This is a genomic window from Sphingobium sp. YBL2 (assembly GCF_000943805.1).
Lineage (GTDB): Bacteria > Pseudomonadota > Alphaproteobacteria > Sphingomonadales > Sphingomonadaceae > Sphingobium > Sphingobium fuliginis.
In genome coordinates this window covers 1746427-1770180 of sequence record NZ_CP010954.1, presented here as the reverse complement: position 1 = coordinate 1770180, position 23754 = coordinate 1746427, and the positions used below count along the sequence as shown (strand labels likewise).

Genomic DNA, 23754 nt, shown 5'->3' with positions numbered 1-23754 from the left:
GCTCACCGCCGCACCACGCCGAAGGGGGCGCTGGACTGGTCCAGCCCGTCCGTGCCCAAAATCATGTCGCCTATCCCCGGATCGATCCCCGCCGTCGCCGCGCCGGGCAGGGGCGGCACCTCCTCCGGCTTCACCGGCCCCACCAGCCGGGGCGTGGCGACGATGATCAGCTCCTGCTTCTCCTTCTGGTTCTGCTGCCGCTTGAAGAAGGCGCCCAGCACCGGAATATCGCCCAGAAGGGGCGTCTTCTCCTTCGTCACCGTCTGGCTGGAATAGCTGAGGCCCGCGATGACGAAGCTCTGCCCGCTGCCCAGTTCGACCGTCGTCTCCGCCGACCGCCGCCGCAGCCCCGGCACGACATAGCCCTGCAACTGCACGCCATTATTATAATCGAGCTCGCTGACCTCCGGCGCGATCTTCAGCACGATATGCTCCTTCGACAACACGAAGGGCGTGACCGACAACCGCACCCCGAATTCCTTATACTGGATGGACAGCGTATTGCCGGACCCCGAAACCTGCGGCACCGGCACCGGAAACTCGCCCCCGGCCAGGAAACTCGCCTGCTCGCCGGACCGCACCAGCAGGGTCGGCTGCGCCAGCAGCTGCGACAGGCCGTTAGAGGACAGCGCGCTCAACACCGCCCCGATCCCCCGATTGGGCGCGGAGAGGAACAGGTTGAACGCATTCTGGATCGGCGCGCTCGCCTCCAGCGACAGCCCATCGGGATTGAAGGACGCGCTCCCCAGACTGCTGGGCGAAACGATCGCCCCCTGAATATCGCCGGAAAGCCTGGAGAAATTGAACCCCAGCGCCTTCAGCGTCGTGGCGGACACGGCGGCGAACTGCACATCCACCGCCACCACCTGCTCGCCCGCCCGGACCACCGGCGCGCTCGCCGCCGCATCGGCCCCCACGCGCACCGGCTCTCGCGCGATCAACCCGCCATCGCCGCCATAGACGCTGACGGTCGCCTCTCCCTCGCCGATCGCCGTCAGCCGCAGCGACCGGGCCGAAGGCGCGGCGACGGCCAGCACCCCCTCCCGATCCACCTCGACCCGCCCGATGGCGCGGGGGTAGGACAGGACATGCTGCTCCTTCACCCGCAACGCCGTCTGCGCCATCGCCCCCAAGGGCAAGGCCAGCGCGATCAACCCGGCGACCGGCCATAGAGCAGCGCGCCGCCCATAAACACCGTCATCCCAGCGGAAGCTGGGATCTCGTGAGGCCAGGCCGCGCCCTATCGCCGGAGATCCCGGCTTCCGCCGGGATGACGGAAAACAAGACCAATCCGCGTCCCTGAACCGGATCGAAAGGCTCAACCCAAAATGCCCGGAATTCCTCAACGCCCGCCACTCCCCGAATAGATGGTCTCGCGCCGGTCGCCCACGACCAGTTCGATGGCATGCGCCGCCGGGCGGACCACGGCACGCGGCGCAGGCACCGCCACCACCCTGGGCGCGACCGGCGCGACCCCCGGCTCCACCCCGGCCGAAGCCGCGACGGCCACCGCCACCTGCGCGCTATCCGCCGGATTGCGCAGCGACAGCGTCAGCGCGCCCGTGCTTTTCGCCAGCGACAGCGTCGACACCTGCTCCGGCGTCAAGGCCAGCGTCACCGTCCGCGCAGGCGGGGGAGGGGCGGCCAGCGCCCCCTCCACGCCGCCATTGGCTCCGGACGCCTGCTGCGTCCCCACCACCACTTCACCGACGGCCAGAACCTGCACCATCTGCAACAGCGTCTGCGCCCGGCTGCGCCCGGCTCCCCGCGCCCCGCTGATGGCGTCCGCCCCCGGATAGACGACCTGCACATCCACCCGGTCGCCCGGCCGGACCAGCCCGGCCACGGCGATCTCCGCCGTCGTGTCGATGCTGATGGCGCGCATCCCCATGGGCACGCGAATGGCGAGCTTGCTCTCCATCCCCACGGCGTCGCGTGCGATGAGCGCCCCGGCCGGAATCTCCCGCGTGGCGACCTTCCCCACCACTTCGGCGGAGGTCGCGGCATAGGGAAAGCGCGCCGGATCGCCCGCCGCATTGCGGATCATGGCGGCGCTGATCGTCTCCCCGGTCCTGATCGCCCGCGCCGCCTGCACCAGCAGCGCGACCGGCGCAGTTACCCGGGCGGGCGCGTCCCGGCCCTCAACCGTCGCGGCGGAAGCGTTCCGCAATTCCCTGACGCCCAGCAGCAGAAAAGCCGAAGCGGCGGTCAGCCCGATGGCGATCGTCAGCCTGGCCCTCAAACCCAAACGCATCGCTTTCCCCCATGCGCATATTGCGTGAACGCAAAATGCTTCGACCGGGGGAATTCATAGGCTTTGGGCGATTGTCAGGGCATGAAAGAAGCAACCGGAACGGTGCAAAGTCATGGAGTGCGGACAGGTCGCGAAAAGCACGCCTTGCATATGGTGCCGCCGGGATTTTGCGTCCGTCTGTTACGCAAAAGCAGCCGCGATTGATCCGAACCGGTTCCGATTGCCCCACAATCCCCCGTGCTCGAGCCCGGTTCCGGCGTCTGAAAGAGGCTCCTGCCCTGGCTTACGCCGCCCTTCAGGCCGCAGGAGCACACAGCAAATCAAACAGGGGAGTTCGCCCCCTCAGGCATCCACCGAAATCACCCCACGCCGTATCTGATCCAGCTCGATGCTCTCGAACAGGGCCTGGAAATTCCCATTCCCGAAACCCTCATTCCCCTTGCGCTGGATGATCTCGAAGAAGATCGGCCCAAACATATTCTCGGTGAAGATCTGGAGCAAAATCCCCTCGCCATTCTCCACAGACCCGTCGATCAATATCCGGTTCTTCCGTAACCGCTCCAAATCCTCGCCATGCCCCGGCACGCGCTTGTCGACCAGCTCATAATAAGTCTCGATCGTATCCTGCAACCTGACGCCACGCGCCCGCAACTTCTCCACCGTGTCGTAGATATTGTCGGTGGTCAGCGCCAGATGCTGAATCCCCTCGCCATGATATTGGCGGATGAACTCCTCGATCTGGCTCTTGTCGTCCTGGCTTTCATTGAGCGGAATGCGAATGGCCTTGTCCGGCGCGATCATCGCCTGGCTGAACAGCCCGGTCGCCTGCCCCTTGATGTCGAAATATTTCTGCTCCTCGAACCCGAACAGCGTGCGGTAGAACTGGCTCCACACCCGCATCTGCCCGCGCCGCACATTATGCGTCAAATGGTCGAGCAGATCGAGACCGACATTGTTCGCCGCCTCGGCCTCCCGCCACCCGGCAAACTCCGCCCAGCCCGCATATGGGTCTTCCCCATCCCTGATGAAATAGAGATAGGAGCCGCCAATCCCCTGGATCACGGTATCGTCCTCGTCGGTCGGCTTCGCGCCATGCTCCAGCGCCCATCGCATCGCCGCCTCCGGATCGGCCACGCGAAAGGCCATGGCGCTCGCGGACGGCCCATGCTCGCCCCGGAAAGCCGCCACCCGCCCGGCATCGTCGCGGTTCAGCATCAGGTTGATGCGCCCCTGCCTGTAGCGGGTGATGTTCTTGGTCGGATGCCGATGGCTGGCGACGAAGCCCAGTTGTTCGAACTGCCGCCCCATGGCTTCGGGATCGGGCGAGGTGAATTCCACGAATTCGAAGCCGTTCAGGCCCAGCGGATTGATGATGTCGGCCATGAAGGCAATCCTCTCGATTATGGAAAAGGCGCGATGCCCGCAGCGAAAACAGGACCGGTCTCCGGCGTCAGCATGCCATCTTCGCCCGCGCATGGTCCTGCGTGCCGCGATGATAGACCCGGTCCTCCGCCAGCACCGAATCGGGCGCCAGATCGCTCGCCCCTTCCAGCGCGCGATAGATCGGCCCGAAGTCCACGTCCGAAGTCCTGCGCAAAAGATCCTCGAAACTGTCGATGACGAAATAGCTCTGCTGATAGTCGTCGATCCGGTATTCGGTCCGCATCAACCGCTCCAGATCGAATCCGATCCGGTTGGGCGAGGCATCGTCCAGCGCGAACACGGACTCGCCAAAGGATGAAACGATTCCCGCCCCATAAAGCCGCAAGTCGCCATCCCGCCGCATCAGCCCGAACTCCACCGTGTACCAGTAAAGCCGCGCCAGATGATCGATCGCCCCCATATGGTCGGCCCGCAACCCGCCTTCGCCATAGGCCTGCATATAATCGGCAAAGGCCGGATGGGTCAGCAAGGGCACATGGCCGAACACGTCATGAAAAATGTCCGGCTCCTGCAGATAGTCGATCTGCTCCGGCTTGCGGATGAACCGCCCCGCCACGAAGCGCCGATTGGCGAGATGCTCGAAGAACACCCGGTCCGGCACCAGCCCCGGCACCGCCACCACCTGCCAGCCGGTCCGCTTCATCAACCGCTCGGACAATTCGGCAAAGTCGGGAATCCCCGGCTTCGTCATCCGCAAAATATCCAGCCCATCCAGAAATTCCGGCACCACCCGCCCGGGCAGCATCGCCGCCTGCCGTTCGAACAGCCGGTCCCACATCGCATGCTCGTCGGGCGTATAGGCCGCCCAGTCCTGCGGAACCGTCCAGTCCGCGGCCGCGCCTTCGGGAAGTGTCAGTTCCGCATGTGCCATGGGAAAGCCTTATCGCACGCCAGACGGAAAAAGGGGTTTCAATTCCGCGCCAATTCCCCGTTTTCCTGAAACAGGATCATCACATCGCCCAAAAATCTGAAACAGCCTTATCCCAATATTCCCGGCAGGTCCAACCCCTTCTCCCGCGCGCAGGTCCGGGCAATCTCATAGCCCGCATCCGCATGCCGCATCACGCCGGTCGCCGGATCGTTCCACAACACCCGTTCCAATCGCCTGGCCGCCGCCTCGGTTCCATCCGCGACGACCACCATGCCCGCATGCTGCGAATATCCCATGCCGACCCCGCCGCCATGATGCAGCGACACCCAGGTCGCCCCCGAAGCCACATTCAACATCGCATTCAACAAAGGCCAGTCGCTCACCGCATCCGACCCGTCCATCATCGCCTCCGTCTCCCGATTGGGCGAAGCGACCGACCCCGAATCCAGATGATCCCGCCCAATCACCACCGGCGCCTTCAACTCGCCCTTGGCCACCATCTCGTTAAAGGCCAACCCCAACCGATGCCGATCCCCCAGTCCCACCCAGCAGATCCGCGCCGGCAGTCCCTGAAAGCGTATCCGCTCCCGCGCCATGTCCAGCCACCGATGCAGATGCGCGTCATCGGGCAGCAATTCCTTCACCTTGGCGTCGGTCCGGACAATATCCTCCGGATCGCCCGACAGCGCGGCCCAGCGAAACGGCCCAACCCCCCGGCAGAACAGGGGCCGGATATAGGCCGGCACGAACCCCGGAAAATCGAAGGCGTTTTCGACCCCTTCATCCTTCGCCATCTGGCGGATATTATTGCCATAATCGGTCGTCGGCACCCCCGCCGCCTGAAAGTCGAGCATCGCCCGCACATGCACCGCCATGCTCGCCTTCGCCGCCCCGGCCACCGCCTCAGGCTCGCGCTCCCGCCGCTCGATCCACTCCGCCACGGTCCACCCGATGGGCAGATAGCCGTTCACCGGATCATGCGCGCTGGTCTGGTCGGTCAGCAGATCGGGCCGCACCCCCCGCCGGAACAGTTCCGGCAAGACCTCCGCCGCATTGCCCAGCAACCCCACCGAAACCGGCTTCTTCTCCCGGCAACTCTCGCCGATGATCGCCAAGGCCTCCTCAATCGAGGAAGCCGCCACATCCAGATATCCCGTCCGCAACCGCATCTCGATCCGGCTCGGCTGACACTCCACCGCGAGGCAGGAAGCCCCCGCCATCACCGCCGCCAGGGGCTGCGCGCCCCCCATGCCGCCCAGCCCGGCGGTCAGCAGCCACTTCCCCGAAAGATCGCCCTGATAATGCTGCCGCCCCATCTCGACGAAAGTCTCATAGGTGCCCTGCACGATCCCCTGCGTGCCGATATAGATCCACGACCCTGCCGTCATCTGCCCGTACATGGCGAGGCCACGCCTATCGAGTTCGTTGAAATGCGCCCAATTCGCCCAATGCGGCACCAGATTGGAATTGGCGATCAGCACCCGCGGCGCATCCGCATGCGTCCGGAACACCCCCACCGGCTTCCCCGACTGCACCAGCAGCGTCTGGTCGTCCTCCAGCCGCGTCAGCGTCTCGACGATCCGGTCATAACTCTCCCAATCCCGCGCCGCCCGCCCGATCCCGCCATAGACGACCAGCTCCTCCGGCCGCTCCGCCACATCGGGATGCAGATTGTTCATCAGCATCCGCAAAGGCGCCTCGGTCAACCAACTCTTCGCCCGCAGAACGGTCCCAATATCCGCCCGAACAACACGCCCATTATCGATCCGAGTCATCGAACATCCTCCATATATTCCCTCTCCCATCGGGAGAGGGAGGGAGCCGCGCAAAGCGCGGCGGAAGGGTGAGGGTGAGACGTCACCTTCACCCACTCCCTTCCGCAAACCGCAAACACCCCCCCAAAACCTCCCGAAGCACCGCGATCGTCCCCGCCGCCCGGCCGGCGTCGAAAACCGGCGGCCACCCCGCGCCTTCATCCAGATAGCCCCGCATCGCTAATTCCATCTGGATCGCATGAATGCCCCGCCCGGGCGCCCCATAATGCCGCGTCGTCCACCCCCCCTTGAAGCGCCCGTCCACCACATGGCTGCTCCCCACGCAAACAGCCCGCACCGCCTCGGCCAGTTCCGCCGAACAACTCACCCCATCGAAAGTCCCGATATTGAACAGCGGCAACTCCCCCTCGAACAGCCGGGGCACATGGCTGCGGATCGAATGCGCGTCATAGACCACCACCCGCCCATGCCGCGCCCGCAGCCGATCGATCTCCCCCGCCAGCGCCGCATGATAGGGATCGAACCACCGCTCCCGCCGCCGCCCGATCTCCGCCTCGTCCGGCCCATCCCCCGGATAAAGCGCCTCCCCATCGAAAGTCGTCGTCGGACATAATTCCGTCGTCGCCATCCCCGGATAAAGCGAAGCCCCCGAAGGATCGCGATTCACATCGACAACGCTGCGCGACACCCCGGTCCGCACCACGGTCGCGCCCAAATCCCCGGCAAAGCCGTAAAGCCGGTCCACCCACCAGTCCGCATCCCGCCGCGCCACTTCCGGCGAACGAAACGCGCCCTCCACATCGACCAGATCGGTCCCCGCATGCGGCAGGGCCACCACCAGCGGAGCCTCACCCCGCTCGACCGTCAGCCAGGCCGTCACAGCACCCCCGGCAGGTCCAGCCCCGCCGCCTCCACGACCGCCCCGCCGCGCACGAGAAGATTGGCGACCTCCATATCGGCATGGAAATGCCGGTCCTCCTCCAGATGCGGCACTTGCCCGCGCAGCCTCGCCCGCACCCGCTCCAGCGCCTGCGAAGACCGCAAGGGCGCATGAAAATCGCACCCCTGCGCCCCCGCCAGAAGCTCGATCCCGATCACGGCTTCCGCATTCGCCACCATCTCCGCCAGCCGCCGCGCCCCATGCGCCGCCATCGACACATGATCCTCCTGATTGGCCGAAGTCGGAATGCTGTCCACGCTCGCGGGAAAGGCCTGCTGCTTGTTTTCGGACACCAGGGCCGCCGCCGTCACCTGCGGGATCATGAAGCCCGAATTCAACCCCGGCCGGGGCGTCAAAAAGGCGGGCAGTCCCGACAGGGCCGGGTCGACCAGCATCGCGATCCGCCGCTCGGCGATCGATCCGATCTCGCACAGCGCCATGGCGATCATGTCGGCGGCAAAAGCCACCGGCTCCGCATGGAAATTCCCGCCCGAAAGCGCCTCGTCCGTCTCGGCGAAGATCAGGGGATTGTCCGAAACCCCATTGGCCTCCGTCTCCAGCATCGCCCCGGCGGAGCGCATCACGTCCAGCGCCGCGCCCATCACCTGCGGCTGGCAGCGCAGGCAATAGGGGTCCTGCACCCGCGGATCGTCCGCCCGATGCGAAGCGCGAATGGCCGACCCCGCCATCAGCGCCGCCAGAGCCTCGCCCACAGCCATCTGCCCCGCATGCCGCCGCAGCCGGTGAATGCGCGGATCGAACGGCGCGTCGGTCCCCTTGGCCGCCTCGGTCGAGAGCGCCCCCGTCACCAAAGCCGTCCGGAACAGGCGATCCGCCCCGAACAGTCCGGCAAGGGCGTTCGCGGTCGAAAACTGCGTCCCGTTGAGCAGCGCCAGCCCTTCCTTCGGCCCCAATTCCACCGGCCCCAACCCGGCCCGCGCCAATGCCTCAAGGGCAGGAACCCGCTCGCCCGAAACCCATATCTCCCCGACCCCGATCATCGCAGCGGTCATATGCGCCAAGGGAGCCAGATCCCCGCTCGCCCCCACCGACCCCTGCGCAGGCACCACAGGAATCAGGCCTCGCGCCACCATCGCCTCCAGCAAAGCCACCGTCCCCGGCCGAACGCCCGAAGCGCCCTGCGCCAGACTCGCCAGCTTCAACGCCATCATCAACCGCACCACCGGCACGGGGGAGGGCGCGCCGGTCCCCGCCGCATGGCTCAGCACGATATTGCGCTGAAGCACCGCCAGATCATCGTCGCCGATCCTGACGCTCGCCAGCTTCCCAAAGCCGGTATTGATCCCGTAAACCGGCTCATGCCGCGCCAATATCCGCTCGACCGCCGCCGCCCCCGCCGCGATGCGGGGGGCGCTGGCCGGGTCCAGCGCCACCGCCGCGCCCTCGTAAATCGCCTGCCATTGCCCCAGCGAAACCGCGCCCGGAACCAGCTTCATAGTCCTCTCCACACACGCGCATGGAGCGGGTTATACCCCATGCGATACACCAGTTCGGCAGGCCGCTCGATGTCCCAGACGGCAAGGTCGCACCGCTTGCCGACCTCCAGAGTCCCGACCCGCTCCAGCATCCCCAGCGCCCGCGCCGCCTCCCGCGTCACCCCGGCCAGACATTCCTCGACCGTCAGCCGGAACAAGGTCGCCCCCATGTTCATCGCCAGCAGCAGCGACGTCAGCGGCGCGGTCCCCGGATTGCAGTCGGTCGCGACCGCCATGGGCACGCCCGCCCGCCGCAAGGCCTCGACCGGCGGCGCCTGCGTGTCGCGCATGAAATAAAAGGCCCCCGGCAACAGCACCGCGACGGTCCCCGCCCGCGCCATGGCCGCCACCCCCGCCTCGTCTAGATGCTCCAGATGATCGGCGGAAAGCGCCCCATGCCGCGCCGCCAGTTCCGCCCCGCGGCTGTTCGACAATTGCTCCGCATGCAATTTCACCGGCAGCCCCAGCCGCCCGGCCGCCTCGAACAGCCTTCCGATCTGCGCCGGGGAAAAGCCGATCCCCTCGCAAAACCCATCCACCGCGTCGGCCAGCGGCGCAATCTCCGGCAACATGCCGCAGACCAGATCGATATAGCCGTCCGCGTCGCCTGAAAATTCCGGCGGCAGGGCATGCGCGCCCAGAAAACTGGTCCTGATGGAAACGGCCCGCTCGCTCCCCAACCGCCGCGCCGCCCGCAGCATCTTGACCTCATTGTCGAGGTCCAGCCCATAGCCCGACTTCACCTCGACGGTCGTGACGCCTTCGGCGATCAACGCATCCAATCGGGGCAGGGCGCTTTCGACCAGCGCATCCTCGCTCGCCTTCCGCGTGGCCCGCATGGTGGAGATGATCCCACCCCCGGCCCGCGCAATCTCTTCATAGCGGGCCCCGGCCAGCCGCATCTCGAACTCCGCCGCCCGATCCCCGCCATGCACCAGATGCGTATGGCAATCGATCAGCCCCGGCGTGATCCACCGCCCTTCGCAATCGATCGTCTCGACCGCATCCGGCGCGCCGTCCGCGCTGCCGACATAGCTGATCAAGCCATCCCGCACCCCCACCGCGCCGTCTTCGACGACACCCACCCCATCCCGCAAAGTCGCAAGACGCGCATGGGTCCAGATTCTGTCGCAGGCAGGCCGCATCGTCATTTCCACTGGCGCCGACTCAATAATGTATATACATAAATGGAGCAGATCACCATTGTCCAGAGCGCGCAAGGATTCAGGTTGGAAACGGAAACAGGTGAAAAGCGGACACCCACTTTATCCCTCTCCCTCGAGGGAGAGGGCTGCGCAGACTTGGCAGCTTGCTGCCTAGTCGCAGCTGGGTGAGGGGGTTGCGATCCAACGGATCGCGCGGGCCTCAGGCCCGCTCCCTCTCATCCAACTCCGCCCAGGCTCCTTCCCCCCAAGAAGGAACGTCCTGAAATGGCCATCTCCGGCCAATCCCATGCCTTTGGAGAGGAGAAATCGAAATGGCGCTCTGGTTCGAACAGGCTCTCCTCCCCGAAGGCTGGCGTCCTTCCGTCCGCATGATTCTGAAAGGCCGGTTCATTGACCGGATCGTTCATGGAATTCCCCCCGAACCCGGCGACGAACGCCACGGCCCCGCCTTCGCCGGCCTGCCCAATGTCCACAGCCACGCCTTCCAGCGCGCCATGGCCGGCCTCACCGAAAGGGCAGGGGAGGGCGACGACAGCTTCTGGACCTGGCGCGAGGCGATGTACCGCTTCCTCGACCGCCTGAACCCCGAAGGCCTCCACGCCATCGCCGCGCTTGCCTATGCCGAAATGCTCGAAAGCGGCTTCACCAGCGTCGGGGAATTCCACTATCTCCACCACGACCCCAGCGGCGCGCCCTACGCCAACCCCGCCGCCATGGCCGAAGCCATTGCTGAGGCAGCCGGCGACACCGGCATCGCCCTCACCCTGCTCCCGGTCTTCTACGCCCACTCGAATTTCGGCGGCGTCCCCCCGACGGAAGGCCAACGCCGCTTCCTCCACACCCCCGACAGCTACGCCCGCCTGCTGGAAGCCCTGAAACCCCTGAACGCGACCCTGGGCGTCGCCCCCCACAGCCTGCGCGCCGTCACCCCGCAGGAACTCGCCGCCATCGCTGCCCTGACACCGGACGGCCCCATCCACATCCACATCGCGGAACAGCGCGCGGAGGTCGAAGCCTGCCTCGCCTGGAGCAACCAGCGCCCGGTCGAATGGCTCATGAACCATGCGGAGGTCGACCAACGCTGGTGCCTGATCCACGCCACCCATATCAACGACAGCGAACGGAACGCCATCGCGCAAAGCGGCGCCGCCGTCGGCCTCTGCCCCATCACCGAAGCCAATCTGGGCGACGGCCTCTTCCCCGCCCGCGCTTTCCTTGCCCAGGGCGGACGCATCGGCATAGGCTCAGACTCAAATATCCGGATCGATGCCGCCGCCGAACTCTGCCTGCTCGAATATGGCCAGCGCCTGACCCACCAGGCCCGCAACCTCCTCACCGCCCCAGGCCAGTCAACCGGCGCCAGCCTCTACCATCACGCTCGGAAAGGCGCCCAGGCGCTCGGCCATCCCCCCGCCACCCTCACGCCGGGCGCCCGCGCCGACATCGTGACCCTCCGCCCCGGCCAGCCCACCACCGCCGCCCGCTCCGGCGACCGCCTGCTCGACAGCTGGATCTTCGCCCGCGCCCAGATCGATAGCGTCTGGTGCGGCGGCGTCAGGCGCGTTACCGCAGGCCTCCACCATGCCCGCCCCGCCATAGAGGCGCGCTACACCCAACTTCTCAAGGCCCTGCTCGATTGACCCCGCTCCACCGCCGCATCCGCCGCGATATCGAAAGCCGCATCATGTCGGGCGAATGGCGCCCCGGCCACCGCATCCCGACGGAGGCGGAATGGATGGACGCCTATGGCTGCTCCCGCATGACGGTGAACAAGGCGCTGCGCGCGCTCGTGCAGTCGGGCCTGCTCGAAAGCCGAAAGCGCGCGGGCACCTTCGTCGCCGCGCCCCGCTTCCACCGTGCCGCGCTGGAAATCCCGGACATCCGCGCCGAAGTGGAAGGGCAGGGCCTCAGCTACCGCCTCGACCTCATCCGTCGCGAGCGCCGCCGGGCAAGCGCGGAAGACAAGGCGCTGCTGCGCGTGCCAGACGGCGATCTGCTCGCTCTGGAATGCCGCCACTTCGCCCAGGATTTGCCCTATGCGACGGAAACCCGCCTCATCAACCTGCGCGCCGTTCCCGAAGCGGCCGAGGTGGATTTCAGCGCCGAACCTCCGGGCTCCTGGCTGCTCGCCCATGTCCCCTGGACGGAGGCGGAACATCGCATCACCGCCCTCAACGCCGGTCCGGAGACGGCGGACGCCCTCGATGTCCCGCAAAACGCCGCCTGCCTGGCGCTGGAACGCTGGACCTGGCGCGGCGGGGAACGCATCACCTACGCCCGCCTGCTCTACCCCGGCGAACGCTACGCCCTCGTAGCCCATTTCAACGCCTGAACCTCGCTTCCGTCATTCCAGCCCCCACGGCGGCGGCGATCAATCTTCGCCGCGAAACGCCCAGCGCATCGTTCCCGCCAGCGCAAAGGCCCCCGCCCGGACCAGCGGCCGCGCCAGGACCGGCATCGAAAAGCCATGCATCCGCCGCGCCCAACCCGGCAGCAGCGCCACCGCGGCCTGCATCATCATCGCCTGCGCCGGCATCAGCCCCAGCGAGGGCGCTGGCTGCCGCAGCACGATCCGCGCCACCTCCCGCGTCCGTTCCGTCGCTGCCAACTCGCCGCGAAAACGCGCCATCAGCGCCACCGCCTCGGCCCGGCAGTCCGGCACCGGATCGGCCCCCAGGGCCCGCGCCACCAGCGCCGCCTCGGCAAAATAGCGGTCCTGCTCCGCCAGCGGCATGAACGGCTCGCCATAGGCCATCCACGCGTCGAGAAAGCTCGTCGCCTCGCAGACATGCACCCAGGCCAGCAGCCGGGGATCGCCCGCCGCATAGGCCGTCCCGTCCGCCAGCGTCCCGCGCACATGCTCATGCACCTGCCGCACCCGCGCGATCGCTTCCTCCGCCTCGGCCCGTTCGGCATAGGTGGTGAGGGCAATGAACCGCGCCGTCCGCCGCAACCGCCCCAGCATGTCGTCACGGAACCGGCTGTGGTCCCAAATGCCGGCAAGGGCGGCCGGATGCAGCATCTGGAGCAGCAATGCGCCGACCCCGCCGATCATCATGCCGGTGACGTCGCCATGCACCCGCCGGATCACCGACCCCGGCGGATAGAGCGCCCGGTCCGAAGCGACGACCGGCGCCTCTCCCCGGGCGCTGTCATGAAACACGCCCCGCACCTGGCGCACCAGCAACCGCCGCACCAGATGAGAAGGCCGTTCCACCAACACCCAATCCTTCCCATGCCTTCGACGCAGGAAGGATCTGTCCTACCCGGCCGCCATCTGGGTCATGGACGCATAGTCGGTCTTCCCGGTTCCCAGCAGCGGCAGCGCATCCAGCACGCGGATGTCCCGGGGCAGGGCCAGCTCCGCCACCCCATGCGCCTTCCCCCAGGCCTGCAACGCGGCCGCCTTCGCATCCCGCGCGGTCGTGAACAGCACCAGTTGCTCCCCCTTGCGCGCATCGGGCCGCGTCACCACCGCATGGTCCGCATCCGGCCACACGGCAGAGGCATAGCCCTCCACGGCGGGCAGCGAGACCATCTCGCCGCCGATCTTCGCAAAGCGCTTCGCACGCCCCCGGATCGTCACGAAGCCCTGATCGTCGATGGTCACGATGTCGCCGGTATCGTGCCAGCCCCCTTCCGGCGGTTGCAGCATGCCCGGCGCATCGGCCTTCATATAGCCCGCCATGATGTTCGGCCCGCGGATCGAAAGCCGCCCGCCTTCCTCGATGCCCGGCACATCGTCCAGCCGCGCCTCTATCCCGGGCAACAGCCGCCCGACCGACCCGGCGCGGAAGTGCATCGGCGTGTTGACCGCGATCACCGGCCCCGCCTCGGTCGCGCCATAGCCCTCCAGGATGCGCAGCCCGAACTTCTCGGCATAGATTTTCCGCGTCTCGTCCCGCACCCGCTCCGCGCCCGCGAAGATGTAGCGCAGCGAGTAGAAGTCATAGCCATGCGCCATCCGCGCATAGCCCGACAGGAAGGTGTCGGTCCCGAACAGGATCGTCGCATTGGCGTCATAGGCGAGCGCCGGCACGATCCGATAATGCAGCGGGCTGGGATAGAGCAGCGTCTTCACCCCATGGAAGATCGGCAGCAACGTCCCTCCGGTCAGGCCGAAACTATGGAATACCGGCAGGGCGTTCAGCACCACGTCGGCCGAATTGAAGTCGATCCGCGCCGCCAATTGCCGGCAGTTGGACAGAAGGTTGCGATGCGTCAGCACCACGCCCTTGGGCAGCCCCTCCGACCCGCTGGTGAACAGGATCACCGCCGCATCGTCCGGCGAAACCTTGAGCCGCCCATGCGCGCGCGCGGCAAAGCGGCTGGCGACCAGCCCGCGCAGCTTCGCCCCGGTTCCAATGCCTGCCGCCACATCCTCCAGCCAGAGGAAGGCGATCCCCTCTGCCTCCAGCCCCGCGACCACATCGCCGAGCTTGCCCTGCTCGACAAAGGCCCGCGCCGTCACCACCGTCCGAATGCCGGCCGCCGTGCACGCCGCCTTCAGGTTCGCCAGCCCGGCGGTGAAGTTCAGCATCGCCGGCACCCGCCCACCCGCCTGCAAGGCAAAGAAGGCCACCGCCACCCCGGCGACATTGGGCAGCAGCACGCCGACCGCCTCGCCCTGCCGCGTCGAACGCGCCATGACCCGCCCCAGCACCAGCGCGCCCGTCACCAGCCGCCCGTAACTCAAAGGCTCGCGCTTCACATCCTCGACCACCGCCGCGCCCGCGCCATGGACATGCCGGGCTTCCAGCAGCGCCTCGAACAATGTCCTGTCCGTGTCGGATGTCGCGAACATCATCTGGCTCATCTCGTCATAGAGCCGCCGCCCCGCGATCGCGCGCCGTGCCCGCGCCGTCATCTCGCCCTCGATGGCGAAGCGGCGTGGCGGCAGGACGGTGAGCGTGATCCTGGGAAAGCGCCGCAGCCGGACCTTGCCCCTGAGCCGCGAGAAGGGCGTGAACTGCGCGCCGTCGATCCGGACCGGAATGATCGGCGCGTCGGCCTTGTCCGCGACCATGCCGGGGCCGTCGAACACCTTCATCAAAGCGCCGGTGACGGTGATCCGCCCCTCCGGAAAGATCACCAGCGTCCGCCCCTCGCGCACCGCCTTCACCATCGCCTTGGCCGACAGCGGATTGGTGGGATCGACCGGAAAGGCGTCGAACAGCGACAGGAACGGTTTTACCCACCACGCCCTGGCAATCCGCGTATGCACCGCGAAGGTGGGCTTCCCCGGCAGGAAGGCCGCCAGCAGCAGGCCGTCCAGGAAGGACACATGGTTGACCACGACGACCGCCGGTTCGCCCACGCCGGGCATATTCCCGGCGCCCAGCACCTCCACCCGATAGCAGAGCCGCAGCATCCCGCGCACGATCGCCTTGATCACTGTCTCCGGCAGCAGCCAGCAACTGATCAGCGCCACCGCCAGCGTGGCGAAGCCCATCACCCCGATCACGCCGGGCACGCTCTCGCCCCGCGCCAGCATCGCCGTCACCGCCGTGACGACCGCCACCGTGACCGCCGCGTTGACGATGTTGTTGGCCGCAATGGTGCGCGACCGTTCCTCGCGCGGGCTGTGCGTCTGGAGGATCGCGTAGAGCGGCACGATGAACATGCCGCCTGAAAAGGCGATGCCGAACAGATCGACCATGATCCGCCAGCTTCCCGGCGACCCGACGAATTCGGCTATGCCAGCGCCCGAATGCATCGGCGCATAGGAACCGGTCGACAGCCACAGGTCGATCATGAACCCGGCCAGCGCCAGCGCGGATACCGGCACGAAGCGCGCCGAAACCTGCCCGCCCAGCAGCCGGTTGACCAGCATCGACCCCAGCGCCACGCTGACCGAGAAGATCAGCAGGAAGAAGGTCGCGACCTCCTGCTTCGCCTTCAGCACCCCGCTCACCAGCGGCGCGAACTCCGCCAGCAATACCGCGCCCACGGCGAAGAACCAGCTTATCCCCAGGATCGACAGCCACACGCCGCGCCCATGCCGCGCCGCCTTCAATATATGCCAGGTGCTCCTGAAGATGTTCCGCTCGATCCGAAGGCCCGGCACCACGGTCGGCGCGGCCGGCACCGCCAGGCTGGCCAGGAAGCCAAGCGTCGCCAGCCCCACCGCCACCAGTCCCGCTTCCCAGGGCGGGATCACCCCGGCCAGCAACTGCCCGCTCAATATCGCAAGGAAGGTGCCCGCCTCGATCAGGCCGGTGCCGCCCATGATCTCGTCGGCACGCAGATGCTGCGGCAGGATGGAAAATTTGACCGGCCCGAAGATGGTCGAATGCAGCCCCATCAGAAACAGGCAGGACAGCAGAACCGGCACCGATTCCAGCCAGAATCCGGTGACGGCGAGGGCCATGATGACGATCTCCGCCGCCTTCACCGCCCGCACCAGTTTCGCCTTGTCCCAGGCGTCGGCCAATTGCCCGGCCAGCGCGGAAAAGAGGAAATAGGGCAGGATGAACAGGCCCGTGGCGATGGTCGCCAGCATCTCCGCCTTGTCGGGCTCGGCCCGATAGAGGCTGAAATTGGCGAGGAACAGCAGCGCGAACTTCAACAGATTGTCGTTGAACGCGCCCAGGAACTGCACCACGAACAAGGGCGCAAAACGGCGTTTACCCAGCAAAGACAGATCAGGTGCGGACATTTTCTTACCCCCGTCCTTCACGCATTATGCAGCAATAGTCGCGGAGTTGTTAACCGGCTCCCGCAACAGGCGATTATAGAGCCATCCGATGCCGATCAGGCTGAAGCCCAGAGCAAGGAAGGATGCGATCCGCAGCAGCCCGGTCAGCCCGGACGCATCGAACAGGAACACCTTGGCCACGGCGAACAGCATCAGCAGCAGCGAAGCGATGCGCCAGTCCCTGGCGTTTGCGGCCTGCGCCTGCCCGCGGATGCCCCAGAGCAGGAAGCCGATGGCGAGCGCCAATGCGAGCACCGAACGGAGAATATCCTCCACCTGGCCTACTCCGCGCACGGTCAGCAGCGATCCGACGAAAAGCTGCCGCAGCAGCGCCACGCCGAACAGCGCGATCAAGGCCATCCGCACGCCATCCGCCATCCGCCGTGACCAGCCATCCGCCACCTTCAGCGCCACGAAGGCAAGGGCCAGCACCACCGGCAGCAGATTGAGGAGGGGCCAATGCCCCACCGCCTGCGGAAACCAGAGCGGATTATGCAGCACCACCGAATAAACCAGCAAATGCCCCAATCCCGCCGCGATGAGGCATGTCCCGACCGCGCGCTCCACATTCTCCCCGGCTTTCCGCAACGGATGGAATCGGGCCAGCGCGATCCGGCCCCGCAACGCAACGAAACCCAGGCCCATCAGCACAGCCTCCCAAAGCGTGCGCTCCGCCAGGGCAAGGCGCGTCACCTCCGCCAGGCTCCCCAAAGCGAAAAGCTGCTTGAATGCGACATGCGCCGCCGCTCCGCCAAGCACCGCCGCGACACAGCAGCCGATCCGCCGCCCGACCGCATCCACGGCGGAACCGCCCCGCCACAGGGCAAGGCCCAGCGCCATCGCCGGCAAGGCGATCCGCCACGCCACCTCGCTTATTCCGGGCAAGTCCCGCACCAACACGGGTTCACCCACCAGCGACAGCAACACCCGGCCCAGCCAGATTCCCAGGGGCCAGGCGGCCCATAGCGCCACCAGCGCCAAGGCCACCCCCAGGGCGGGCGCCATTCGCCCGACGGCCAGCCGCCGCGCTCCTTCCGCCAGCATGGCCAGCCCCAGCGCGACTCCCACCGGCACCCAGAGCGCCGGCACCGCCTGCGCCACGGCCCCATAGGCGAGCAGCACCGCCACGCCCTGCGCGACCATCCGCCCCTCGGCAAAGCGCGCCCGCCAGGCGAACAGCGCCGCCATTGCCGCTCCCGCAGCCCAACGCATCACGCCCTGCCAGCCCGGCTCATCCGCCGCCTCTCCCCACAGCCGGACGACATCGTCCGATCCGGCCAGAACCACCAGCGCGCCGAAGGCGAAGCCCCAGCCGCTCCATTCGACCCGCCGGTCCTCCGCCAGCGCCGCCAACCTCAGCAGCCCGGCTGCAACCGCAGCGATCACCATGGCCAGAGTCCACTCCGGCAGCCCCAGCCCGCCGGCCACCACCAGCAGCAGCGCCGCGGCGCTCGCCAGCGTCACGAAGCGCGCATCCTCCCGCCGCGTCCCGCATCGCCAGCCCATCGCCACGGCCGCGCCCGGCAATCCGGCGGCCGCCAGCGCCAGCAGGGCGAATTCCCCGTCCAGCCCGACCCGCCAGCATTGCCCCAGCGCGACGGCAAATCCACCCAGCGCCAGTCCTGCGATCTGTCCCGCCTCGATCAAAGCGCCGCGCCAGACCCGCAGCAGGGCCGCGCCGCCATAAATCGCCACCATGCCCAGCATCACCAGGGCGAAGTGGCCCATTTCCGGCTGCGGCCACACCGCCGCCAGCAGCAGCGCGACACCGGCGCCGATCGCCGCCAGCGGCCGCAAGGCCGCGTCCCGCCCCAGCCACACCAGCATGAGCGACAGCAGCCCGAACAATCCCCATTGCAGCAGGCCGAAGCCGCCCGTCGCCACCAGCGCCGCCATCTGGCCCGCCGCCGCCACGGCCGCGCCCATGCGCAGCAACGCGGCCCGCGTTCCGGAAAAGGCCAGGACCGGCAACGCCATCCCCAGCATCAGCACCAGCAACCCGACCGACAGCGACGATGCCCAATCCAGCGCGCCCATCGCCAGCATGACGACGCCCCAGCCGGCCCCGCCGACCAGCGCGCTCACCCCCAGCCACATCCAGCGCTGGGTGCGCGACAGCACGCATAGCCCACCGACCGCCAGCGCGAGATAACAGCTTAGCAGGGGCACATTGGGCTGCCCCGCCTCGACCAGGGCGGGCGCCGCCAGACCGCCGACCAGCCCCAGCAGCGCACTCGGCGCGCCAAAGCGCAGCGACAGCGCCATGGCCAGCCCGGTCACGCCCGCAAGCCCCGCAAAGGCGATGCCCGGTCCAACCAGCCCATATAGCATGTGCGCCGCCAGGATCGCGGCATAGAGCGTCGCCAGCCCTGCGCCCGCCAGCGCCTGCCGCACCCGCGCGTCGCGGACCCGATCCTCCAGCCGCAACGCCGCCTCGGCCCCGCCGATCAGCGCTCCGCCGAACAGCAGCCCCAGAACAACTCGCACCAGCGGCGCGAGCAGCCCTGCATCGATCGAATATTTGACCAGCAGCACGCCAGCCACGGCGAGCGTCACCCCGCCCGCCCAGATCGGAAGGCGGCGGCCGAACAGGTCCTCGAAGCTGAAGGAGGGGCGGGCCGGGCGCTCGACTGCCATATCGATGCCTTCCGCCTTTTCCCCGTCATCCGGGGGAAAGGGGGCATCGATCTCCCGAACCTCATCCGAAGCGGACCGCGCAGGAGAGTGGGTCTCGCCTTCGCTGGATCGACGGTCGATCACGACCGCAGGCATGGGGTGCGGGGGAGCGGTGTCCATGGCAACCCGCCGCTCCACGACGCTTGCGGGCGCCGCCGTCTTCACCCCTGCATCGTCATCTCCATCCCCGTCGGCGCGCCGGTAGCGAGCGGGGAAGGGCGCGTCTCCAATCCCCCCTTCCAGCAGCGCCAACCTGTGCTCGGCCGCCTTCAACCGCCCGCGCATGTCGAACAGCATCACTCCGAAAACCAGCAGAACCAGCGTCACAAGCATGAGTCGAACCCCTGCAAACCCAGCCAATGGAGTCTCAGCTACCCAAAAATTACACACTGTTCAATAAAATAATTCGACAGCGTTCAATTGATCTTCTATCCGCTTGTCCATGGGCAGACGATCCGACCATAGCCGCGAACAACTGGAGGCGCTCATCCTGGAGGAAGGCCATCGCCACATGGCCGAGTCCGGTTTCGCCAAATTCTCCTCGCGGGAGGTGGCGAAGCGCATCGGCTATTCGGTGGGCACGCTCTACAATGTCTTCGGCAGCTATGACCGGCTGATCGTCGCCATCAACACGCGTACCTTCGACCTCTGGGCCGCCTTTCTGGAACAGCGTCTCGCCAGCCGGCCGCAGGACAGGATCGCCGCGCTGGTGGAGGGCTATTTCCGCTTCGCATCGGAAAACACGAACATCTGGATGGCGATCTACGACCATCGCCTGCCGCCCGGCGTGCCCATGCCGGATGATTATGCCCGGCAGCGCGCCGGCCTTACGGAGGTCGTCGTGCGCGAAGTCGCGGCTGTCCTGCCGCTGGATGCGAAGGACGTGGCACCGCGCCTTGCCCGCTCGCTGGTGGCGACGGTGCATGGCCATTGCACCTTCGCGCTCAACGGCAGCTTCGCCCTTTTGGGCGAGGCGGCCCCTCTCGAAATGGCCACCGCGCGGGTCAAGGAAAGCTTGAGGGCGGCAGGGGCGAAGCTTTAACATAGGCAGCAGGCTCGGCAGGCGGGGCAAGCCGGAGGCAAAGGGGACATATCATGGCAAACTGGTTCGACAGTCTGGAACGCGACCTGCAATCGCCCCTTGCCGTGCGGCGCCTAGGCAGCGGTTGGTTTTCCGGCTTCTTCGCGCTGTTGCTCAGCATCACCGGGCTCTGTCTGGTCATGGCGCTACGCTGGCCCGACTGGTTTTCGACGCCCGAACTGGCGGCGCTGCATGCATGGGGCGGGCTGCGTCCCATGGTCCATGCGCTGCTGATCGGCGGCTATGCCCTGGCATTGCTCAGCCTGCTTTTGCGTACACGCAAAGCCATCGGCGCCACCGCGCTCATCGTCGCGCTGCTCGCCACCCTGCTGGGCGGAGCGGAAGTCCAGCCGCGGGAGACCCATGATTGGGGCGTGTTCTTCGGCGTCGATTTCTTCGCCGTCAACATGGTCGCCACCGGCCTGATGTTCGCCCCGATCGAGCGCCTCTTCCCACATAGGGCGCAGCAGCGCCTGTTCCGACAGGAATGGCGGGAGGACCTGTTCTATTATCTGATCAGCTCGATGATGGTGCAGCTCATCACCTTCCTCGCGCTGGCGCCGTCCAGCTTCATCAACGCCAACACCGCCGGCCTCGCAGGCATCCGCGCCATGATCGCTGGCCAGCCCTGGCCGCTCCAGTTCCTGGAAGTGGTGCTGCTGACCGATTTCGTCCAATATTGGTTCCATCGCGCCTTCCACCGCATCCCCTTCCTCTGGGGTTTCCATGCCGTGCACCATTCGGCCAGGTCCATGGATTGGCTCGCCGGCGCGCGCATGCATTTCTTCGAGATCATCGCCCTGCGCGGCGTGACATCGCTGCCGCTGCTCACCTTCGGCTTTTCGCCATCGGTGATGCAGGCCTATATCGGCTTCGTCTACATCTACTCCTCGCTGCTCCACGCCAATCTGCGCGGCGACTTCAACCGCCTGGGCGCGGTCGTCGCGACGCCGCGCTTCCACCACTGGCATCATGCGATAGAGGAGGTCGCGGTCGACAAGAATTTCGCGATCCACTTCCCTTTGCTGGACCGCCTGTTCGGCACCCACCATCTGCCCGACAGCGCATGGCCGACCGGCTATGGCGTGCCCGAACAGGTGCCCCAGGGCTATCGCGCGCAATTCCTCTATCCCTTCCGCCGAAAGCGCGACGCGGCCGCGTGAATCTGCTATGGTCTTCCGGCTGTCAGGGGAGTCGGACCATGGTCTACTGGATGCTCAAAGGCCGCGAATTCGCCAACTGCAATTGTGAATATGGCTGCAACTGCCAGTTCGGCGGCCTGCCCGACAAGGGGCATTGCCAGGCCGCCTTCGGCTTCGCCATCGATGAGGGGCGCCACGGCAGTACCGACCTGTCGGGCCTCAATATCGCCGCGGTCTTCCGCTGGCCCGGCCCGATCCATGAAGGGCAGGGGGAATGTGCCGCCTTCGTCGACGAACGGGCGACGGAAGCGCAGCGCAATGCCCTGCTGACGATCATGACCGGTGGCGACACCGCTCCCATGGCGACGGTCTTTGCCGTCTTCGCTTCCACCATCGCCACCATGCACGAACCCAGCTTCGTTCCTGTAGATTTTGAGGTCGACGTGGAAGGACGCAAGGGCCGCCTGCGCATCCCGGGCCATCTGGAAATGGACGGCGAACCGATCCGCAGCCCGGTGGACGGATCGGAAATCCGCGCCCAGATCCACTTGCCCGACGGCTTCGAATATGAAGTGGCGGAGGTCGGCTCCGGCGCCAGCCGCTCGATTGCGCCGATGCGGCTCGACCATGCGGCGAGCTACGGCCAGTTCGCCTATCTCCACCTCGACAGCCACGGCGTCGTCAGGGGCTGACGGTGCCGGCATTTGGCGCGGTGCTCGCCCGGCACCGCTTGATTTCGCTTGTCGCGCTCGCGGTGCTGATCCTTGTGGCCTGGGGCTGGCTGCTTTCGGGCGCGGGCATGGGCATGGCGCCGACCGCCTCCCTGTTTCCGGCCGGCTTGGCGGAAGACCCGATGCTGGCGATGATGATGCCCGGCGACATGCCATGGACAGCCGCGCAGTTCGTCGTGACGTTCGCCATGTGGTGGGTGATGATGATCGCGATGATGCTCCCCTCCGCCGCGCCGATGGTCCTCCTCTACGCTCGCGCCGCACCCGCCTCCACGCGCCCCGCGACGGAGAGCTTCACCCTGGGCTATCTGCTGGTCTGGGGCTTTTTCTCCCTGACAGCCACGCTGGCGCAGTGGCGCTTGGCCACAATGGCGATGCTGTCCCCCATGGCGATGGCGACATCCAGCCGCCCGTTGGCGGCCGCGCTCCTGATCGGGGCGGGGGCCTATCAGATCAGCCCATGGAAGGACGCCTGCCTGCGCCAGTGCCGCAATCCCGCGCAATTCCTCAGCCGTCACTATCGGCCGGGATGGACCGGCGCTTTCCGCATGGGGATGATCCACGGCGCCTGGTGCGTCGGCTGCTGCTGGATGCTGATGACGCTGTTGTTCGTGGGCGGGACCATGAACCTGGCCTGGATCGCTTTGCTGACGTTGCTGGTGGGATTGGAGAAGCTGCTGCCTTGGGGCCGCATGGTCTCCGTGGCGGCGGGTATGGGCTGTATCCTGCTGGCATGGGCGATATTGACGGGCTGACGGTTTTCGGCCGGGGCCATGCCGGGCGCCAGCCCAATCTACGCCTCGTCCTTCTCCGCTCCCGCATGGAAGGCGATCCTCAGCGCTTCGGCCAGGCTTTTCACCTCCAGCTTCTGCATCAGGTTGGCGCGGTGGATTTCCACCGTGCGCGGGCTGATCCCCAGGTCATAGGCGATGGTCTTGTTGGGCAGCCCTTCCACCAGCCCGTCCAGCACCTCGCGCTCCCGCTCCGTCAGGATGTTGAGCCGCGCCCGCGCATCGTCCGCCCGCGCGCTCGCGCCACGGTCGGCCACGGCCACCCGCCGCGCGGCATCGACGCAGCCGAGCAACGCTGCCTTCTCGAACGGTTTTTCGATGAAGTCGCTTGCGCCTGCCTTCATCGCCGTCACCGCCATGTCGATGTCGCCATGGCCCGTCATGATCACCACGGGCAGCATGATGCCCCGCGCCCGCAGCTCGCGCTGCACCGCCAGCCCGTCCATGTCGGGCATCCGCACGTCCAGCAGCACGCAGCCCGGCTCCAGGTCGGCAGCCTCTTTCAGAAAGGGCAGGCCGCCGTCGAACAGCTTCACCGCGAAACCGCTCGTCTTCAGCATGAAGGACAATGACCGCCGGATCGCCTCGTCATCGTCCACGACATAGATGGGGAATGGCTCGCTCATGCTCTGGTCCTTCTTGTTGGCCGCATTTTGCGAGCCCGTCAGCCGTGCCGACCGACTTCAAAATG

Annotated in this window: 18 protein-coding genes; 6 read left to right on the top strand and 12 right to left on the bottom strand. The window is 66.9% G+C overall.

All coding sequences use genetic code 11. The features are described from left to right. Nucleotides 1–2: 2 nt before the first annotated feature. The 8 genes from TZ53_RS08170 to hutI all read right to left on the bottom strand — a co-directional run bounded on the left by TZ53_RS08170 (nt 3) and on the right by hutI (nt 9924). Nucleotides 3–1124, bottom strand: a complete 1122-nt coding sequence (locus tag TZ53_RS08170; protein WP_044662947.1) for a type II and III secretion system protein family protein — start codon at nt 1122–1124, stop codon at nt 3–5. Nucleotides 1125–1342: 218 nt separating this feature from the next. After that, the gene (gene cpaB, locus TZ53_RS08165; protein WP_044661000.1) at nt 1343–2254 is read right to left on the bottom strand and encodes a Flp pilus assembly protein CpaB; all 912 of its coding nucleotides are present in this window, start codon (nt 2252–2254) and stop codon (nt 1343–1345) included. A 342-nt stretch (nt 2255–2596) separates the two neighbouring features. Next, on the bottom strand, nt 2597–3637 hold the full coding sequence (hppD, locus tag TZ53_RS08160) for a 4-hydroxyphenylpyruvate dioxygenase (RefSeq protein ID WP_044660999.1): 1041 nt from the start codon (nt 3635–3637) through the stop codon (nt 2597–2599). A 67-nt stretch (nt 3638–3704) separates the two neighbouring features. Further along, the gene (gene phhA / locus TZ53_RS08155) at nt 3705–4568 is read right to left on the bottom strand and encodes a phenylalanine 4-monooxygenase (RefSeq protein ID WP_044660998.1); all 864 of its coding nucleotides are present in this window, start codon (nt 4566–4568) and stop codon (nt 3705–3707) included. 107 nt (nt 4569–4675) lie between these two features. Continuing rightward, nucleotides 4676–6343 carry a urocanate hydratase gene (hutU, locus tag TZ53_RS08150; RefSeq protein ID WP_044660997.1) on the bottom strand — a complete coding sequence of 556 codons (1668 nt, stop codon included), beginning with the start codon at nt 6341–6343 and terminating at the stop codon, nt 4676–4678. 88 nt (nt 6344–6431) lie between these two features. Beyond that, nucleotides 6432–7223: an N-formylglutamate deformylase gene (hutG, locus tag TZ53_RS08145; protein WP_044660996.1), complete on the bottom strand. Its 792-nt coding sequence runs from the start codon at nt 7221–7223 to the stop codon at nt 6432–6434. Beyond that, on the bottom strand, nt 7220–8740 hold the full coding sequence (gene hutH / locus TZ53_RS08140) for a histidine ammonia-lyase (protein WP_044660995.1): 1521 nt from the start codon (nt 8738–8740) through the stop codon (nt 7220–7222). Before hutH ends, hutG begins: the two co-directional genes overlap by 4 nt. Continuing rightward, nucleotides 8737–9924: an imidazolonepropionase gene (gene hutI, locus TZ53_RS08135; RefSeq protein ID WP_172668330.1), complete on the bottom strand. Its 1188-nt coding sequence runs from the start codon at nt 9922–9924 to the stop codon at nt 8737–8739. The genes hutH and hutI overlap by 4 nt, the downstream gene beginning before the upstream one ends. A 332-nt stretch (nt 9925–10256) precedes the next feature. On the opposite strand from hutI, the gene TZ53_RS08130 reads away from it, so the two are divergent. Both TZ53_RS08130 and hutC read left to right on the top strand, forming a co-directional pair. Continuing rightward, entirely contained in the window at nt 10257–11585 is a 1329-nt protein-coding gene (locus TZ53_RS08130; protein ID WP_044660993.1) for a formimidoylglutamate deiminase, read from the top strand. Next, nucleotides 11582–12277: a histidine utilization repressor gene (gene hutC / locus TZ53_RS08125; protein ID WP_044660992.1), complete on the top strand. Its 696-nt coding sequence runs from the start codon at nt 11582–11584 to the stop codon at nt 12275–12277. The genes TZ53_RS08130 and hutC overlap by 4 nt, the downstream gene beginning before the upstream one ends. 39 nt (nt 12278–12316) lie before the next feature. On the opposite strand, the gene TZ53_RS08120 is transcribed toward hutC, so the two are convergent. The 3 genes from TZ53_RS08120 to TZ53_RS08110 are packed head-to-tail and all read right to left on the bottom strand — an operon-like array spanning nt 12317 to nt 19651. Beyond that, nucleotides 12317–13162 carry an oxygenase MpaB family protein gene (locus TZ53_RS08120; protein ID WP_044662946.1) on the bottom strand — a complete coding sequence of 282 codons (846 nt, stop codon included), beginning with the start codon at nt 13160–13162 and terminating at the stop codon, nt 12317–12319. Between the two features lie 45 nt (nt 13163–13207). Beyond that, complete coding sequence (locus tag TZ53_RS08115; protein WP_044660991.1) at nt 13208–16603, bottom strand: acyl-[ACP]--phospholipid O-acyltransferase; 3396 nt, start codon at nt 16601–16603, stop codon at nt 13208–13210. 24 nt (nt 16604–16627) lie between these two features. Further along, the gene (locus TZ53_RS08110; protein ID WP_044660990.1) at nt 16628–19651 is read right to left on the bottom strand and encodes a DUF2339 domain-containing protein; all 3024 of its coding nucleotides are present in this window, start codon (nt 19649–19651) and stop codon (nt 16628–16630) included. A gap of 109 nt (nt 19652–19760) precedes the next feature. Between TZ53_RS08110 and TZ53_RS08105 the strand changes: the two genes are divergently transcribed. Genes TZ53_RS08105 through TZ53_RS08090 form a run of 4 tightly spaced genes read left to right on the top strand, consistent with a single transcriptional unit; the run spans nt 19761 to nt 23027 of the window. Beyond that, the gene (locus tag TZ53_RS08105; RefSeq protein WP_044660989.1) at nt 19761–20360 is read left to right on the top strand and encodes a TetR/AcrR family transcriptional regulator; all 600 of its coding nucleotides are present in this window, start codon (nt 19761–19763) and stop codon (nt 20358–20360) included. Between the two features lie 53 nt (nt 20361–20413). Next, nucleotides 20414–21562, top strand: a complete 1149-nt coding sequence (locus TZ53_RS08100) for a sterol desaturase family protein (RefSeq protein ID WP_044660988.1) — start codon at nt 20414–20416, stop codon at nt 21560–21562. A gap of 38 nt (nt 21563–21600) precedes the next feature. Beyond that, the gene (locus TZ53_RS08095) at nt 21601–22233 is read left to right on the top strand and encodes a DUF1326 domain-containing protein (protein ID WP_025548464.1); all 633 of its coding nucleotides are present in this window, start codon (nt 21601–21603) and stop codon (nt 22231–22233) included. Between the two features lie 2 nt (nt 22234–22235). Beyond that, nucleotides 22236–23027, top strand: coding sequence for a DUF2182 domain-containing protein (locus TZ53_RS08090; protein ID WP_044660987.1), 792 nt, complete (start codon nt 22236–22238; stop codon nt 23025–23027). 38 nt (nt 23028–23065) lie between these two features. On the opposite strand, the gene fixJ is transcribed toward TZ53_RS08090, so the two are convergent. Continuing rightward, a complete protein-coding gene (fixJ, locus tag TZ53_RS08085) occupies nt 23066–23689 on the bottom strand; it encodes a response regulator FixJ (RefSeq protein WP_025548467.1) in 624 nt (207 codons plus the stop codon). Between the last annotated feature and the right edge of the window lie 65 nt (nt 23690–23754).

Excerpts from the sequence above, each read along its gene's own strand:
- TZ53_RS08100 (WP_044660988.1), top strand. The coding sequence starts at position 20,414 with ATGGCAAACTGGTTCGACAGTCTGGAACGCGACCTGCAATCGCCCCTT.
- TZ53_RS08170 (WP_044662947.1), bottom strand. The coding sequence starts at position 1,124 with ATGGCGCAGACGGCGTTGCGGGTGAAGGAGCAGCATGTCCTGTCCTAC.
- TZ53_RS08115 (WP_044660991.1), bottom strand. The coding sequence starts at position 16,603 with ATGTCCGCACCTGATCTGTCTTTGCTGGGTAAACGCCGTTTTGCGCCC.
- TZ53_RS08110 (WP_044660990.1), bottom strand. The coding sequence starts at position 19,651 with ATGCTTGTGACGCTGGTTCTGCTGGTTTTCGGAGTGATGCTGTTCGAC.
- hutU (WP_044660997.1), bottom strand. The coding sequence starts at position 6,343 with ATGACTCGGATCGATAATGGGCGTGTTGTTCGGGCGGATATTGGGACC.
- hutH (WP_044660995.1), bottom strand. The coding sequence starts at position 8,740 with ATGAAGCTGGTTCCGGGCGCGGTTTCGCTGGGGCAATGGCAGGCGATT.
- TZ53_RS08095 (WP_025548464.1), top strand. The coding sequence starts at position 21,601 with ATGGTCTACTGGATGCTCAAAGGCCGCGAATTCGCCAACTGCAATTGT.
- TZ53_RS08130 (WP_044660993.1), top strand. The coding sequence starts at position 10,257 with ATGGCGCTCTGGTTCGAACAGGCTCTCCTCCCCGAAGGCTGGCGTCCT.
- phhA (WP_044660998.1), bottom strand. The coding sequence starts at position 4,568 with ATGGCACATGCGGAACTGACACTTCCCGAAGGCGCGGCCGCGGACTGG.
- TZ53_RS08105 (WP_044660989.1), top strand. The coding sequence starts at position 19,761 with ATGGGCAGACGATCCGACCATAGCCGCGAACAACTGGAGGCGCTCATC.
- hutI (WP_172668330.1), bottom strand. The coding sequence starts at position 9,924 with ATGCGGCCTGCCTGCGACAGAATCTGGACCCATGCGCGTCTTGCGACT.
- cpaB (WP_044661000.1), bottom strand. The coding sequence starts at position 2,254 with ATGCGTTTGGGTTTGAGGGCCAGGCTGACGATCGCCATCGGGCTGACC.
- hppD (WP_044660999.1), bottom strand. The coding sequence starts at position 3,637 with ATGGCCGACATCATCAATCCGCTGGGCCTGAACGGCTTCGAATTCGTG.
- fixJ (WP_025548467.1), bottom strand. The coding sequence starts at position 23,689 with ATGAGCGAGCCATTCCCCATCTATGTCGTGGACGATGACGAGGCGATC.